At 43.1% G+C, this 17,107-nt stretch carries 9 protein-coding genes; 7 read left to right on the top strand and 2 right to left on the bottom strand.

Going from position 1 to position 17,107, the window contains the following annotated elements; translation table 11 throughout:
- Window positions 1–18: 18 nt before the first annotated feature.
- The 5 genes from bcsA (at window position 19) to HUO09_RS06125 (ending at window position 10,586) form a co-directional block, all read left to right on the top strand.
- Entirely contained in the window at window positions 19–2,124 is a 2,106-nt protein-coding gene (bcsA, locus tag HUO09_RS06145; protein WP_188233362.1) for a UDP-forming cellulose synthase catalytic subunit, read from the top strand.
- Entirely contained in the window at window positions 2,124–4,346 is a 2,223-nt protein-coding gene (gene bcsB / locus HUO09_RS06140) for a cellulose biosynthesis cyclic di-GMP-binding regulatory protein BcsB (protein WP_188233361.1), read from the top strand. Before bcsA ends, bcsB begins: the two co-directional genes overlap by 1 nt.
- A 19-nt stretch (window positions 4,347–4,365) precedes the next feature.
- On the top strand, window positions 4,366–8,181 hold the full coding sequence (locus tag HUO09_RS06135; protein ID WP_223159333.1) for a cellulose biosynthesis protein BcsC: 3,816 nt from the start codon (window positions 4,366–4,368) through the stop codon (window positions 8,179–8,181).
- 72 nt (window positions 8,182–8,253) lie between these two features.
- Complete coding sequence (locus HUO09_RS06130) at window positions 8,254–9,261, top strand: glycosyl hydrolase family 8 (protein ID WP_188233360.1); 1,008 nt, start codon at window positions 8,254–8,256, stop codon at window positions 9,259–9,261.
- 305 nt (window positions 9,262–9,566) lie between these two features.
- Window positions 9,567–10,586, top strand: coding sequence for a LacI family DNA-binding transcriptional regulator (locus tag HUO09_RS06125; protein WP_188233359.1), 1,020 nt, complete (start codon window positions 9,567–9,569; stop codon window positions 10,584–10,586).
- An 89-nt stretch (window positions 10,587–10,675) separates the two neighbouring features.
- Here the strand turns inward: HUO09_RS06125 and HUO09_RS06120 are convergent, their stop codons facing one another.
- Window positions 10,676–11,677 carry a substrate-binding domain-containing protein gene (locus HUO09_RS06120; protein ID WP_188233358.1) on the bottom strand — a complete coding sequence of 334 codons (1,002 nt, stop codon included), beginning with the start codon at window positions 11,675–11,677 and terminating at the stop codon, window positions 10,676–10,678.
- Window positions 11,678–12,511: 834 nt separating this feature from the next.
- Between HUO09_RS06120 and HUO09_RS06115 the strand changes: the two genes are divergently transcribed.
- Together HUO09_RS06115 and HUO09_RS06110 are read left to right on the top strand one after the other, a co-directional pair.
- Window positions 12,512–13,768, top strand: a complete 1,257-nt coding sequence (locus HUO09_RS06115) for a putative glycoside hydrolase (protein WP_188233357.1) — start codon at window positions 12,512–12,514, stop codon at window positions 13,766–13,768.
- A 121-nt stretch (window positions 13,769–13,889) separates the two neighbouring features.
- Window positions 13,890–14,681 (top strand): family 16 glycosylhydrolase, encoded by a 792-nt coding sequence (locus HUO09_RS06110; RefSeq protein WP_188233356.1) that lies wholly within the window; start codon window positions 13,890–13,892, stop codon window positions 14,679–14,681.
- A gap of 163 nt (window positions 14,682–14,844) precedes the next feature.
- Here HUO09_RS06110 and HUO09_RS06105 read toward each other — a convergent pair whose 3' ends face one another.
- Window positions 14,845–16,734, bottom strand: coding sequence for a methyl-accepting chemotaxis protein (locus HUO09_RS06105; protein ID WP_167412498.1), 1,890 nt, complete (start codon window positions 16,732–16,734; stop codon window positions 14,845–14,847).
- Between the last annotated feature and the right edge of the window lie 373 nt (window positions 16,735–17,107).

Raw genomic sequence — 17,107 nt, 5'->3', positions numbered from 1 at the left:
GATCGGTAAACATTAAGAATGAATAAGCTAGCTTTATATTTGCTGATCATTGTCATGTCTCCATTGGCAGCAATGGTTGTTGTCACGCCAATGGACAGTGACAAGCAATTCGTGTTTGCGATTGTCAGTTTAGTAATACTGTATTTACTCAATTTTAGTAAACGTCGTGACGTATCTGTGGTGATGGTACTTTTTTCCATCTTAACCTCGACTCGTTACCTCTATTTCCGTGCTGACCAGACGTTACACTTCAATTCGATGATCGAAGCGATTCTAGGAACAGGGCTGTTCATCGCTGAACTCTATTCTTGGGTAATGTTGCTGCTCGGTTATCTACAAACGACGTTCCCTTTGAATCGTCAGATTGTTCCATTGCCAAAAGACAGCAACAAATGGCCGACGGTGGACGTTTATATTCCTACATATAACGAATCACTGGATGTTGTTCGCGATACGGTCTTGGCAGCGCAATGTCTTGAATATCCGAAAGATAAAATCAAGGTTTATATTCTTGATGACGGTAAGCGTAAAGAATTTGCAAGGTTTGCTGCGCAGGCAGGGGTTGGCTACATCACTCGGTCTGACAACTCACACGCAAAGGCAGGCAACTTAAACAACGCATTGAAGCAAACTAACGGTGAGCTGATTTGTATTTTTGACTGTGACCACGTTGCTGTACGGGTATTCTTGCAGGCAACGGTGGGTGCTTTCCTGAAAGATCCAAAGCTAGCTTTGATGCAGACTCCGCACCACTTTTATTCTCCGGATCCTTTTGAACGTAATCTGTACGGTAAACATGATATTCCAAACGAAGGCGAGCTTTTCTACGGCCCTATTCAACAAGGGAATGACATGTGGAATGCGACCTTCTTCTGTGGTTCATGTGCCGTTTTGCGTCGTACCGCTTTGGAACAGATTGGTGGCGTTGCCGTTGAAACGGTAACGGAAGATGCACATACCGCACTTAAAATGCAGCGTTTAGGTTGGAATACCGCTTATCTGCCGATTCCGATGGCGGGTGGTTTAGCGACTGAGCGTCTTGGCTTGCATGTTATTCAGCGTAACCGCTGGGCGCGCGGCATGGTACAGATCTTCCGTGTTGACAACCCATTGTTAGGTCGTGGTCTGAAGCTGCAACAACGTCTCTGCTATTTGAGTGCGATGTTGTACTTCTTATTCCCGCTGCCAAGAATTGTATTCTTGACGGCGCCGCTCGCGTTTTTGCTGTTCAACCTGAACATCATTCACTCCTCAGCAAGCCTGATTTTTTCTTATGCATTGCCGCATTTTATTATGTCCATGTTCGTCTCTTCACGTTTAAACGGGCGTTCACGATACAGTTTTTGGGGTGATATTTACGACATGGTGCTGGCATTCCATTTGGCGCTGCCAACCATTGTGACCATGATTTTCCCGAAGCGTGGCAAATTCAACGTAACTGACAAAGGCGCTTTGCTCGACAAAACCTATTTCGATGCTCACATTGTTAAACCGCATATGATTACCGCAGCGATACTGGTAATTGGTATTGGTTGGGGCATCTATCGTGCTTTGGGTTACTCATTCTTTGTGGCTGATCCTATGGTTGTGGCACTCAATGTAGGGTGGTCGGTTTATGGACTATTCTTCTTGCTCGCAGCCATTGCCGCTGGTCGTGAAACGAAACAAGTTCGTGAAACCATCCGCTTAGATGTGAAAATTCCTGTTGTGATTCATTATGTTAGTGGTGTGCTTTCTCGCTCACATACGGTGGATCTCTCTATGGGTGGTTGTCTGGTTGCATTACCTGCAGATCAACGAGGTGAAGCAGTTGAAGCGATTGAACTGCAGCTTCGCTCAGGCAGTATCGCGATCCCAGTCGAGCAGATAGGTGTTAATGAAAAAGGCTATCGCTTGAAGTTCAGTGAAGTTTCTTTGAACCATCGTCGTGAACTCGTTCGCATTGTATTGGCTCGTTCTGACGCTTGGGTTCGTGCTCCGCGCAAACAAGATAGACCATTGCGCTCTTTAGTGACGATTGTTTCGTGCATTTGGGATGTGGCGAGTAATGCGCTTAAAGCGTATCGAATATCTCGAAAAAGAAATGCAGTCCAATCTAAACGCTTCAGTGGAGAGCAAGCGTAATGAAAAATATGTTGCTAACAATACTGGTGGCTTGGTTCTCTGTACTGCTGCCAGCGAAAGCGTGGGCATCAGCAGAAGAAGATGGCAGCGTTCAACAGTATCAAAACAAAATGACGTTGGCTGATATGGGCTACGTTAAAGGTATTGTGTTTCGTGGCGGTCAAAAAGACGCTGGTGTCATGTTCAGTTTGCCAATTGACCAACTGGTGAATCAGGCTCAAATAACGTTAGACTTGCGTTCGTCCGCTTCATTGATGGATAGCGATGTCACCTTGCAGGTTCGTGTTAACGGCGAACCGATTGGCTCGATTCCACTCTCTTCAGTACAGCAGAAGGCAAACCGCTATCAGTTAAATGTGCCTGCACTGCTAGTCAGTTCTCGCAATACTTTGAGCTTTAGCCTTATCAGTGAGCAGGACAACTTGTGTGTTCAGAATGAAGACAATCGTTCCGAGCAGATTGAAATCCTACCAAGTTCAAAACTTGAACTGAGTGCGCAGCAGCTAGGTATCGCAGCCGATTTAAACTTCTTCCCAAACCCGTTTTGGGATGCTCAGGATATGTTGGATAACCCAGTTCAATTTGTCTTTCCTAAGTCATTGACCTCTGATCAAGTGAGCGCGGCAGCGGCTCTGTCATCATGGTTTGGTGTACAAGCCACCTACCGTGGTGTCTCATTTGAGGTTTCAAAAGGTCAATTGCCTCTGAGTAATGCAATTGTATTTGGTGCACCGGGTGACAAAATCGGTGATCTAACGTTGCCGAAAGCAGAACAACCTTTGCTGCAAGTGGTCGCAAACCCACGTAATCCGCTTTATAAGTTGCTGTTGATCGTCGCGAAAGATCAGCATGGATTGCAATCAGCGGTACACCGTTTAGCTCGCCTAGATTTTGAAAAGCAGACCTCGAAATACTTAGTGGAATCTGAGGCGATTGCCAAAAGCAAACCTTACGATGCTCCGCGCTGGATTCCGACATCAGAGCCTGTATTACTAAGCGAACTGAGTGCCCAAGGGCAAAACATGGTGGCGAAAGGTATCTGGCATAACTCGCTGGATTATTCATTCCGTGCAGCGCCAGATTTGTTCTTGTGGGACGGGGAAACCATTCCTTTGAACATTGATTACAGCTTCCCGCCCGACGCTTTGATTGATACTGAACACTCGTTCTTGAACGTGATTTTCAATGGTAAGTTTTTAAATGATTTACCAGTAAACCAACGCGGAGTACTTGAGCAACTATGGCGTCGCTTGGGTGGTGATACTCGTCAGGAAACCGCGCTGTTACCGATTCAGCCATACATGATTTATGGCGATAACCAGTTATCGCTCTATTTTGATGTCAAACCACAAGCTGATTTGCCTTGTGGTGCGTCGATGGACAGCAATATTCAAAGCCGAATTAAAAACTCGTCGAGCATTGATCTGAGCAATACCCAGCATTTTTCGCTGTTGCCTAACCTGTCATTTTTTGTTGGTGCGTCCTTTCCGTTTTCGCGTTTAGCGGATTATTCAGGAACAGTGCTTTGGTTACCTGCCAACCCAAGCAAGGCACAATTACAAACACTCTTTAGTTTGACGGCACGATCAGGTGCGGCGACGGGTACCGTAATTTTCCAAAACCACGTCATTCTTGGTTCACCGTTGAGCAGTATGGAACTTGAGCACAAAGATATTCTGGCTGTGAGTTCGATGAAAGAAGCGCGCTTTAACCGCATGTTGTTAACCAACTCGCCTTTTGAAGAGCGGGACCACATGCTGCGCGTTAAGTCTCAATCAATGGGCGATAAATTGCTCCGTTGGTTGCAAGGGAACTGGAACCTCACAGAGCAAGAAGCAGAAAGATACTTCTCGTCGAATGAATCATGGCGTGGCTTCATCAGCTTTGAGTCTCCTTGGAGCGAAAACTACACAGTAGTGGTTGCCACCGCTTCATCAGATCAGCAATTGGTTAAGTTGGATAAAGACCTGAAGGTTTCATCCATCAACGCGGCTATTCGTGGTGATGCCACAGTTATTACCGATGACAATGGAGCGACCAGTTTCCAGGTTGCGCCTCAGTTTCCATCTGGTCAGCTAGCTTGGTACAAAATGGCCATCTGGTATGCCAACCAACACAGCGCCATTTTCGCTTTACTGACTTTGATTGTTTCATCGATTTTGGGATTTGCTATTTATAGCCGCTTACAGCACATAGCCGAACGGCGCTTGAATGAAGAGTAGGGGCTCTGGATTCATCATTATGAAAAAGAATACGTTAAAACTTTTCTCCACATTATTTTTGGTTGAAACGCTGCAACTTGTGATGGCAACTCCGGCTTTGGCTACTGCACCAGCGTTAGATTCACTGCTTGATCAGGCTAAGTATTGGCACGAAAAGTCCAATCCATCACTCGCTCAGGAATCTCTGCAGAAAGTACTGATGGTTGACCCAAATCAGCCAGATGCGCTGTATCTGATGTCACTTTGGGCACAGGAACGTGGCGATATTACTGAGAGTGCTCAGTGGAAAAGCCGACTAGAGAAAGCGCACCCAAATGCGCCACAACTTCAGCAGCTAACGCGCTCGGAAGCACTAGGGCAATTGCCACAAAGCGGAATCGAACAAGCGCGTCGTCAGGCTCAGTCTGGTGATATCAAAGGTTCGATCGCAACATGGGATGAACTGTTTAAAGGCAGTGAGCCACCGATTGAATTAGCGCCTGAATATTACCTAACCATGTCTGGCGATAAAGCGCTGTATAAGAAAGCGGTGTCCGAGCTGGGTAAACTCGCTAAGCAAAACCCGAACAACAGCGCTGTGGGTATTGCCTATGGTCAGGTGTTAACTTATCGCAAACCCACTCGCCGTCAGGGATTAAAACAGCTGGAACCTTATTCTCAGCAGAGTAAAACGGCGTCTGATTCTTTACGTCAGGCACTACTGTGGTTAGAACCAAAGGAATCTGATGAGCGTTATTATCAACGTTGGGCGTTAGCCCATCCACAGGATAAAGCGGTTTTAGATCATTACAAAGCGGCCGTCGGTGGAGACATCAAACGCAGTGGTTACAACGAGCTGAATCAAGGCAATTTGGAGCAAGCGGAAGTTGAATTTCAACGTGCTTTGGCAAAATCGCCGAACGATGCAGACGCTTTAGCCGGTATCGGTTATGTGGCACTGAACAAAGGCGACTACTCAAAAGCCGCAGATTACCTTAAACGCTCTGCTGCTCAGGGTGGAAATCAAGCCAATAAGAGACGTGAACAAGCCAGCGAAGCACAATTTCTTGCTCAGTTAGAACAGGCAAAATCCGCCTATCAAGCGGGCAACACTGCACAGGCGTTAGAATTAAGTGCGCCGTTAACCAAGCGCAAAGGTGACGCTGGACGCGGAGCGAAACTGTTCCGAGCGGATGTATTACGTCATAACGGCGACTACGCGCAAGCTGAAGCACTGCTACTTAAAGTTTTGGATGAAGAACCGAACAATCAGGCTGCCAAAGAAGCTCTATATTATGTTTATGCTGAGCAAAACCAGACTGATAAAGCGAAGAACTTGTTGAGTTCTCTGCCGCAGCAAGTCCAGAGTCGAATCCGTAAAGCCGATAGCTATAGCAATATCCGTGATCTGGCCAAAATGGCGGTAGATGCAGGCAACATCGAAACCGCGATTGTGATTCTGGATAACGGCCTTCAGCGTTTACCGAACAACCCTTGGCTTCGATTGGAGTTGGCTCGTCTTTACCTGCAACAAGGTGATGCAGTTGCCGCCCAAGGGATTATTGCCTCATTAGAAAGTGAGCAAGCCAGTAGCGAAGATTTGTATGTGGCGGGGCTTTATTACTCAGGTCAGGAAAAGTGGAAGCAAACCAATCTTTTACTATCTCGTATTCCAGAGTCTGAGCGAAATTCTCAAGCCAACGCTTTGTACAAAGAGTCAAAATTCTATCTCGATTTGGAGTTAGCGAGCTCTCATATTACTCACGGGCAAATTGCTCAAGCTCGAGAATCGCTAAAAGCGATGCAGTCACAAGCTATCGAAAAGCCAATTTGGGCTGGTAAGCTTGCTCAACTACTGATGAAAACAAGAGATGTTGATCTTGCCATCGATGTGGTTGATGCGAGTCAAGCTCGAGGTATTGAAGGGAATGCGGGTGACTATGCAGACCAGGTTTCGGTGCTATATCAAGCAGGACTGAAACAGCAAGCACAAGATCTGCTGAATCATCCACAAATTATTGCCAACAGTACGCCTTTGCAACTTGCACGAGCACGCAATGTGTATGTGATTAACCAAGCGGATACATTACGTGAGCAAGGCCAGTATGCGCCAGCTTATGACATGTTGACTGCCGCACTGCAAACCGATCCGACAAGCAAAGATCTGATGTTAGCCATGGGACGTTTGTATCAAAGCGGTAAGCTGAATGATCAAGCAGAAGTGGTCTATCAATATCTGTTGGATAATCAACAAGACACACCAGAACAAGATGCACTGGTTGGCGCAATCAATATCGCTTTGGTAAAAGGTGAAGCGGGCAAAGCGCGTGAGTTATCAGAACAGTTGCAGCAGGTGAAATCTCCATCGCGTCTGCTGTTAATTGCGCGTATTGATGAAGCGCAAGGCAAGCACGCTCAGGCAATGGCTAATTTGCGTCAAGCTCGTGCACAGTTACTTGGTTTGCAGTCTACTCATGCGAGCACTTCGCCTATGGTTGGCGGGTTGGTGATGGCAGATAATCCATTTGCTACTTCACAAGGTGCTGAAAATTCTAATGTCGCTCCATCTGTATATGGTACGACAATGCCTTGGCAGGTGAGCGCGCAAACATCCGCTAACGGGGCGTATATCAATCAACGTGCGGATCTTCCTCAGCCAACATCAGAGCAGCAGACACTGGCAGATGTGAACCGTTTAATGATGCAAATATCTGATCGCACATCTAGCTGGGTTCAAGGTGGCATTGAAATTCGTGGACGTGACGGTGAAAACGGACTTAGCCGACTGACTGAAGCTCGCGCTCCTATGGAATGGTCGACAGTACCTTTTGGTGACGCACGATTTGCGATAAATGTTGCGCCAGTAACTCTGGATGCAGGTACCTCTTCTGGTGATGCAAACCGCCGTTTTGGTACAGGTGCATTAATTCAGGGGCAGGTAGCTGAAACAGAAGGTGTTTCTTCGTTAAATGGCGACACATTACCTGATGTTGATTCTCAAGGTGGACAACGTCAAAGTGGCGTTGAACTGGCAATGTCATTGCGAGATCAGTATTACCAGTTAGATATCGGCACTACGCCGCTTGGTACAGAGTTGAGCACGTTAGTCGGCGGTGCAAAAGTGATTGCCCCGTTAGGTGATTACACTAAACTGTCCTTCTCTCTAGAACGCAGAGCAGTAAAAGACAGCATGCTTTCGTATGTAGGCATGAAAGACAGTTTCTCAGGTCAATACTGGGGACAAGTGACGCAAAACGGCATCAACATTCAACTGAATTACGATGATGGTGATGTAGGTTACTATGCTGGCGGTGGCGTGTGGCGTTATGCTGGCCGCAATGTCGAAGATAACGATGCGGTTAAAGTAGAAGCAGGCATGTACTTGCGTCCTCTTAAAGCGGATGACAGAGAGCTGCAGATCGGCTCACACATCAGTTATCAGAATTTCGAAGAAAACCTCAGCTACTACAGTTTTGGGCATGGTGGCTACTTTAGCCCGCAGAACTATGTCAGCGTCTCTTTCCCTGTGGAATATACGCAGGAGTTTTCGAAGTTGAGTTTGGGTATTGGCGGCGCATTGGGTTACCAGTCTTATAGTCAGGATGAAGCCAACTACTTCCCTGGACAATCAGCAATGCAATCAACCTTGGAGTCCTACGTTCGCTCGGGTTGGGCAAAAGAGGCGCGATACAGCGGAGAGAGCACTGACGGTATTGGGTACAGTTTCCAAGCGAGACTGGGCTACAAAATTAAGCGTGATTTAACGCTAGAAGCTAAAGTCGCTTATGACACATTCGGTGATTACAACGAGTCAAAAGCGCAGCTCTCATTACGTCAGTCTTTCCAAGACTATTAATCTAGCATGATGATAAGCAGAGTATCTTCCACAGTACTCTGCTTATTTTGTATCAAAGGGATGAATGAATTGATGTTCAAGCTCTACAAACCGATGCTCAAAGTTTGGCTGTTGATGCTTTGTGGTATTAGCTCTGCCAGTGCCTCTTCACTTGACTGGACCACGTTTAAACAACGCTTTATGGCGCCTGACGGCCGAATTTTGGACAGTGGTAATCGCAATATCAGTCATACCGAAGGTCAGGGCTTTTCTATGCTGTTTGCTGTTGGGGCGAATGACAAAACATCGTTTGACAAGATTTGGGGATGGACTCATTCCCATCTTAAAGATCAAAAATCCGGCCTGTTTTACTGGCGTTATAACCCAGTGATTGCTGACCCTATCGAAGATAAAAACAATGCCTCCGATGGCGATGTGTTGATCGCATGGGCGCTACTAAAAGCTGGGCAACGCTGGAATCATAAACCTTATTTAACTGAGTCGGATCGCATTGTTCGCGCGGTGCTCAATCATACAGTTATAGACTTTGCAGGTCGTAAAGTGATGCTTCCTGGGCGCAGCGGTTTTACCGCGCAAGACTCGATAACCTTAAACCCTTCCTATTTCATCTTCCCTGCTTGGCGCGACTTCGCTGAACGTAGCTATCTAGCTAACTTGTGGACCTTGATTGAGGATTCTCAGCAGTTGATGAGCGACATTGATTGGGGACAACACCGCATACCGACAGACTGGATAACACTTTATGCGGACGGAAAGACAGCACCAGCAACAAAATGGCCAGCGCGAGTCAGCTATGATGCGATTCGCGTTCCTCTTTATATGAAGTGGGATCGTGCGGATAACCCACTGTTAGGCCGTTGGCAATCTTGGTTTTCTGGTTACTCACGTTTGAAAACGCCAGCATGGGAAAATATGGCCAACCATGAAGTAGCAAATTATCCAATGCGAGGCGGACTGTTGGCGGTGCGAGATTACACTATGAATCAACTTAGCAGCGACGCGACTAAGTTAAGAACTAGTGATGATTACTATTCCGCAAGCTTGAAATTATTGGTCGCTCTAGCTAACGACGGTTTTTAAGTTGGGGATTAATGTCCCTATGGCTGCTTCTGGTTTCGAACTCCATTATAGAGGGCTCGTATACTTGGCTTAACCGATTGCATGTGGTGGTTGTAGATGTTAACCGCCATACCGTAGCTGAGCCGCCCTAAGACTGATTAACTCTATGTTCATAACATCCAGCTTGGTTAGAAAATATGTGATATTCAAACACATAAAGTACAAAATCTAGACGATGTTACTACCGTTTCGTTGTTCATTTCATTAATCTAACTAGCCTGTAGTAAATCCGATTATCTAAACAAGTTACGGTACAAATGTCTGTTATGAAAAAGCCAACAGCAACCGATGTTGCGAAACTTGCTAACGTTTCAGTAAGTACAGTTTCGAGATATTTCAATAGAAGTGCTTATCTTGCTGAAGATAAAATTGTCGCTATCGAGGAGGCTATTGAGAGTTTGGGTTTTATCTCAAAAGCTTCTATGAACGGACGAAAACACAAGGAAAAACTGATTGGATTGGTGATTCCGACATTTGATAGCTCTTTTATCAGTATGGTTCTAGCTGGGATGGAACCTGCAATTCAAAACAGCGCATATAGGCTTTTAATTGAAACGACACATTGGGAGAAAGAACGAGAAAAACGTGTTATTCAAAAGATACTTAGCCAAGGCGTGGATGGCTTAATTTTAACGGTGAGTAGCTTATTTGAAGAAGAGGTTCGTAGTCTGGTTGGTGATTTGCCCGTTTTAATTCTGGCGGGTGCTGAAGATAGCAGTTATCCGTGTCTAAGAGTGGATAACGTTATGGGAGGGAAACTAGCAACGGATTACCTTATTAGTCTTGGTCATCAAAAAATAGTACACCTCTATAGCGATGAGATTGGCAATAGAGACTCGATAGGACGCATGGAAGGTTATAAAGCGAGTTTAAATTCAGCGGGAATCGATATTGATGAAAATCTCATTTTGAATGGAGGTTATAGAGCCTCGCTTTCTTCTCGAGCTATACAGAGTTTAATCGATCAAAAGGTGCCTTTTACGGCGGTATTTGCGGCTAATGATCTAAGTGCACTGGGAGCGATTCAAACACTACTGAAAAATGGGATAAGAGTCCCCGAACAAGTATCAGTAATAGGATTTGATGATTGTCCAGTTGCCTCAACGTTTTACCCCAAACTGACTACTGTCCGGCAGCCTCTGCATGAAATGGGAAAAACAGCCATTCCGACGATGCTGGATCTCATTTCTGATCGTGAAATACACTTTGGGCCTTTGGAATTAAAAGTTGTAACTAGAGATAGCACATCTAGCGCTCCAATTTACTGTTGGGTAGAAACTCTCTGATCCATCTGTCTTTCGGAGCACATTCATTTCCATTTAAGCAGTGAGGTGAGGTTTCTCAATGAAAAACATGAACTATGCTGTAGGGTACTTTAGCTCTTAACTGGCCCTGAACTTTCCCTCTTGATGAGCTCTACAGGAGGGACGTGGGGAATAGAAGCATTCATACTCGTTAAGTCGCAAATATACTGCATCGCCAGCTCCCCCATCTCATATAAAGGTTGGCGAATGGTTGTTAGTGAGGGGTTACAGATCGCAGAAGTATATAAGTCGTCGAAACCAATTACAGACACGTCTTCTGGAATGCCTAATTCGTGTTCTTTCAATGCCTGAATAACGCCGTACGCACTTAAGTCATTGGCGGCAAAAACGGCAGTGAACTCAATTCCTCTGCTTAACAGTTCATTTATCGCTTGATATGAATATTCGAAGTAATAACCACCGTTAACAATGAGATTTTCATCAACGTTTAATCCCGCTTCCAGCAAACTCTTTTTATAGCCTTTTAAACGGTCACCTGCATCTGGACCTTCATCCAAACGACCATGAGCATGGACGATTTTTGTGTGTCCAAGTTGGATTAAATGATTTGTAGCAATGCTACCAGCAATAACATTATCTATTTTTATGCTCGGGAGTGTGCCTAAATTACTGCCAGCAACAACAAGGATGGGTAAGTCTCCAACCAGTTGTTTGATTTCGTCTTCTGAAGATAAGTTGACGATCAATACTAAAGCATCCACACCCACATCCATCATTTGTTTGATTGTTTTTTGCTCGCGAACTTTAGAGAAATTAGAGCTTTCAATTCTCAAACTGTAAGCACTATTTTGTGCCCAATGATTCATGCCATTTAAGATACAAGAAAAATAAGAATTATCGAACGTTGGAATAACGACTCCAATTTTCATACTTCTCAGTCGATTAGTACTTATTTTTGTATTTTTAGGTTTAAAGTTGAGTTCAAACATAGCTTGTTCGATGGCTCTTACTTTATCTTTACAAATATATGCTTTGCGGTTGCTATAGCGAGATACCGTACTCACAGAAACGCCTGCTAGTCGAGCAATGTCATATATCGTAGGTTTCTTCATTAACGTTCACTTAATCAAAATATTTATGATGAATATGTCATTTTTCGATTTCCATAAATGAGTTCCCAATTATGGGTTTAAAACCATTAAAACTCAAATTTACCGAATTATATGGTTGGTTTTTCCACTCATTTTTGAAAACGAGAGGATTTGAATACTGATGTTTACTAAAAAACATAAGGATTAAAATAGAGGTTGATCACTAATTCGATGCTTTATACTTAAGTTTTTTCTGGTGTTGGAAGAAGTTTTTCTTGGTTAAGTTTGTATAAATAACATTAAAAACAAATAGTTAAATTAAACCCTTGGCTTAACCATCAAATTTGTTGCACGTATAAGATAGGCTGTGTGAGTTTTGTCTCTATGAACAAATCAGATAAAGAGCAAGAATAAGACTAATGAAACGTTTATCGAATTTGTGTACTAATACCATACCATTTCTTTGTTTACATTTTCATCTGTACTAATTAATAGAATGGTATTAGAAAATATATAAACGGCTAAGTCTCTTCCATAGGTAGAGATAGGTTTTAATATTCGGATTTCATGATTAGACATGGATTGGCTATCGTAAATAATTGCGTTTTTATTTTCATTATTCAAAACAAGTATAATTTTATTAACTCATTGCATTAAGGTGAACTCTTTTTCCTATTAATGGTTTAAGTGTGTCTTATTGTGGACGTGTTTTTATTTATCCATAACTAGTCATCAAACAGATTTTTACTAAGTGGGGAGTTGCATTCCCAAATAAAAATTAGCGAGTAATTTAAGTGCTTTTTATAAAGTATTGATTACTGATTGTTATAAATTATAACTAATATGAGCGTGAAGATGAGTAACCTAAATAAGAAACTGATTGCCATAGCAATACTTCCATTTTTACTTGCAGGTTGTGGTGATGAAAAGAAAAAATCCGATGTCGATTCTGTTTCCGGTTCTTCAGGTTCATCCGGAAAGGTCTTCAACTTATTTGGTGTTAACGCTGTTGATAGCCCATATAAGGCGCTGATCTTATCTGCAACCGATAAATATAGCAGCACAGTCGTTACTGAAGCTTATGTGAGTTCATCAGATATCAATGCAGGTCTAATTAATAACAATGGTACCAACGATACAATAGATGTTGAGATTAAAGGTGTTGCATCGGGTTCGCTGATGTTGCAAGCGGGAGAGCAAAAAGAAGACTTTTCTAGTTTTGAGTCTGGTTACTTGGAGTTTAAAGTTCGCTCCAAAAGCGCAGTGCCCGATGATCTAACAGTAGCTATTGATAATGGCTGGCCTAATCGTAAAGTGTTCTCGTTAAATGGATATATCAACCATACCAATGATTGGGAAAACATTTCTATACCCATCAAGTGTATGAAACCAGGTCCTGGTATGGATGATTTTTCATTAGAGAGTGTTGCTACACCGTTCTTTATGGAATCAAGTAAAGCATACAGTTTTGAAATTACCGATATTGCCTACAAAGAAAAATCTGAATTTACACCAGTTGTTGATGCAACTTCGTGTACTAATAGTTCAAGCGTCAACAATCCTGCAGCGTTGGCCGCTGGGGACCTTAGTATTTACTACACGGGTGATAAATCTTTAGCGACGGATATCAGTGATAAATACATATTGGGAGATTTTGTACTAGATGATTTTACGAGTACGAAAACAGAAAGTGGACAAGTTGTACATTTATCCTTCCCAGCTAATGGTGGCATATTCTTCGAAGCTAGTAGTGGAAATGAACGGGATTTCTCCAGTTTCTATGCTGCTGGTTATATGACAATTGATATTAAAGTTGACAACTATGGGAATTCGCCGAATTTACAGATAAAAATGGACGGTAGTAGCGCTGATAACAATTCCGATTTTTACTTTGTCGATAACTCTCTTGTTCCGGCAAATGGTGGTTGGTATCGCTGTAACCTGCCTGTCAGTAGCCTAGCCCCTAGTGACACTTATTTAACTTCAACTAAAAAGGCTGCCTATTTATCTGGTCAGTGGGACTCGATGGTTGGGTTAGAGTTTTCATTTACTAATATAGCGTTCATTAACGCTAAGAATATATCTGGTGCTTCGGATTGCATTAAGCTTTAAATCATAAAAGAGCCAATATTGAATTGGCTCTTTTCATTCAAAATTTAGTTATCGATTTTTATTCTATTACTCTCTTATTCGCAATCTTGGGATATATATGATTTTTATATTAAGACTCATAATGGCTGTTGGTATTTCTGTTGTTGTAACCGCATGCAATGGAGGCGATAGTGCAGGTAACGAAGGTACTTATGCTGGTGATGTTAAAACCTCAGTAAACGCACCTGAACGCTCTGTATATGGCGCTGAAGTTTATGGATTTGATAGCGATAAAGTATTGTACGGAAAGTTTGTTATTCGAATGAAAATGGTCTCTAAACCTGGGGTCATTTCTTCATTCTTCCTATACGATAATGATTCTTGGGCTGGTGGTATACCTTGGCGTGAAATCGATATTGAATCTATTGGAAAGTCGAAAGACCTTTTGCAAACCAACATTATTACTGGAACATCCGATTCGCAAATTCAATCCGAGAATAGCTTTAAAATTAATGATATAGAAAGCTTTCATGAATACACCTTGATTTGGACACCAAATGAAGTGACTTGGTTGGTGGACGGGGTTCAATTACATCAGGAACTCGCGGCTAACTCTCAGCAAGTAAGGGATCTCATCAATACGCCACAAACCTACCGAATGAATATTTGGGTCTCAAAATCTGTCTCTTGGGCTGGGGAATTCAATTTAAATAACTTGCCATTACAGCAAGAAGTCGATTGGATTGAGTATTATCAATATGACTCATCAACGGACAATTTCGTACTTTCTTGGCGTGATGACTTTAACAGTAACTTTTTAGACACTAATAGATGGGGAACCGCTAACTGGACATTTGAAGATAATGCATCGACTTTTAGGTCATCTAATGTGTCTGTTGAAGATGGTAACTTAATATTACGTTTGACAGAGTGACTTATTAGCCCGAGCTATTTAGAGGTATTGAACATCTCTGTTCATTTATTCTCAGTTATAGGGATAGGTAAACTTTTTTACCCATACATAGAGAACAATATTGGTAAACGCGCATAAAAGGATTGGCATTCATTTATGCGCGTTTATTTTTAAGAGTTGGGGTTTAGATTTTAAAACTTCCTATTTGTTTTTCTAACTGAACAACCAAGTCACGTAGCGTATGGGCTTCGTTTTCACCTTCCGCTGCGTCTTGTGCTAGGCCGTTACTGAGTTCACGTACTGACTCTGTGTTTGTGTTGATCTCAGAAGTAACGAGTGATTGCTCTTCCGCAGCAGAAGCAATTTGCGTTGCCATATCGCTGATCATGCTTATTGCTTGGCTAATTTGTTGGAGCTGATCACCCATATGCTGAACATCATCAACGCTTGTTGTCACTAAGGAGTGGCTATGAGTCATTGCTGATACCGCTTCGCTTGTCACTTTCTGTAATCCTTCGATTTTTGACTGGATTTCTTCCGTTGACTGATGTGTTCGTTGCGACAACACGCGTACTTCGTCAGCAACGACAGCAAAGCCTCGTCCATGTTCTCCAGCTCGTGCTGCTTCTATCGCCGCATTAAGAGCAAGCAGGTTAGTCTGTTCTGCAATCGAGCGGATGGTGGAGAGAATGGTTGAGATTTCTTGAGTATGATTTTCAAGTTCACCAATGATTTTGGTAGAACTGTTGAGCTCTGACGCTAATTGGTTAATTGAATCAATGCTTTTTTGCATTTGCTCATAACCCGCTTGTCCAAGCGTGACAGACTCGTTAGCGCTTTTCGCGGTACTTTCTGCGTTATTGGCGATTTCCGCCGTTGCCGCCGCCATCTCAGTCACAGCTGTCGCTACCATAGTGATTTCGTCTTGCTGCATACTGACTCGTGAACTACGGGTTGATGCAGATTTCGCAGATAGATCAGCATTTTGGTTGATGGACAAGGTGATATCGCGAACGTTCACCATAATGGTGTGTAAGCTGCCGACAAACTGGTTAAATTTTTCTGCTAAGATTCCCACTTCATCGTTGCTCTTCACTTCAAGTCTTTGAGTGAGATCGCCGTTACCTTCTGCGATGTCAGTTAGCGCTAAAGTGATGTGAGACAGCCCTTGAAGCTGTTTGGCGACAACGGTCGACGCCACTATACCTAGAACAATAAGAATACCTGCGGCAATCATTAGCTGATTGAGCAAGGTAGCAAAAATGGGTTCTTCTAGGGTTTTCTTGTCTAAAACGACAACCAACATCCAATCGGTATTCTCTATTGCCTTGCTGGCAATGACTTTTGCGCGGTCATCTAATTGAATTTCAAATTGTGAACGATTGTCTGAAGAGCTCTTTAGTTGTTGCCATGTCAAGTCTGGGTGGATATCTGCAATCGGTTTTAAAACCAGATCAGCGTTGTTGTGTGCAACAATATTACCTTTAGAGTTAACTAAGAAAGCATAGCCATTTCCTGGAACCGAAATAGATAGAACATCCTCCGCTAGCTTGTCTAGCGCTAAGTTAGAACCCACGACACCAATAATTTTGCCATCCACAGTAACAGGAGAGGCGAGTGTTACTACTAAGGCTTTCATTGTGACGCTGACGTATGGGTCTGTGGTAACGGGTTTCTTCTCCTGCATGGCCAATTTGTACCACCCCCTAACTCGAGGATCGTAACCTGCTTTATTTAGCGAAGGATCTTGCCTGAACATCTCTCCTTGCTCATTGCCGTAATAGCTAAGGCCAAATCCACCGGAAGTCATTAATTGTCTCAGATGAGGAATCAAATCCATGTTTGGGTTAGCTTCAATTTCTTTTTTCATGCCTTCAACAGCGAGTTGCTTGTCATGAAACCAAACGCCAATACCGCTGCTATATGCTTTCAGTGTGTTGTGGCTTTCGCTGTAAATGTTTTTCCAACTTTCTTCTTTGCTGGACTGATAACTCACGATGACCAAAGCTATAGCTGTAATGGCAATAGCAATCAGTGTCGATACCAAGACCTTTGTTTTTAACGTCAGACTCATAGGTTTTGTCCTTTCCAATGCTTAGTCTAAATAATCATTTGTTCTAATGATTATTTAGACTATAACAACTGCGTGAAAGATATGTGTTGAGTGTGTCTAACTATTAGTTGTTTTTGTTGTAGTTTTTAGTCGTTTTTGTGCGCTTAACTAACTTCCTGTCTCAGCGCCGCTCGGACTGATAATGGATGAGTGGCATATGATTATATGGCTCAACGAAACGTTTTGAACACAGAGATGGCAAGCTAACAAACAAATACCGAATACAGACGTGCGAATCGTCATGTATTCAAGGAAGTAAACATTATGCATAAAGAGAATAGAATCTAGTGAGGTTAGAGATTTTGTTAGGATTCTGGTTCACAGAATAACAATT

The sequence above is a fragment of the Vibrio sp. Y2-5 genome (assembly GCF_014596725.1).
In the GTDB taxonomy this organism is placed as follows: domain Bacteria; phylum Pseudomonadota; class Gammaproteobacteria; order Enterobacterales; family Vibrionaceae; genus Vibrio.
Note: the sequence above shows the minus strand (reverse complement) of the source record. Positions and strands in the feature narration are given on the sequence as shown.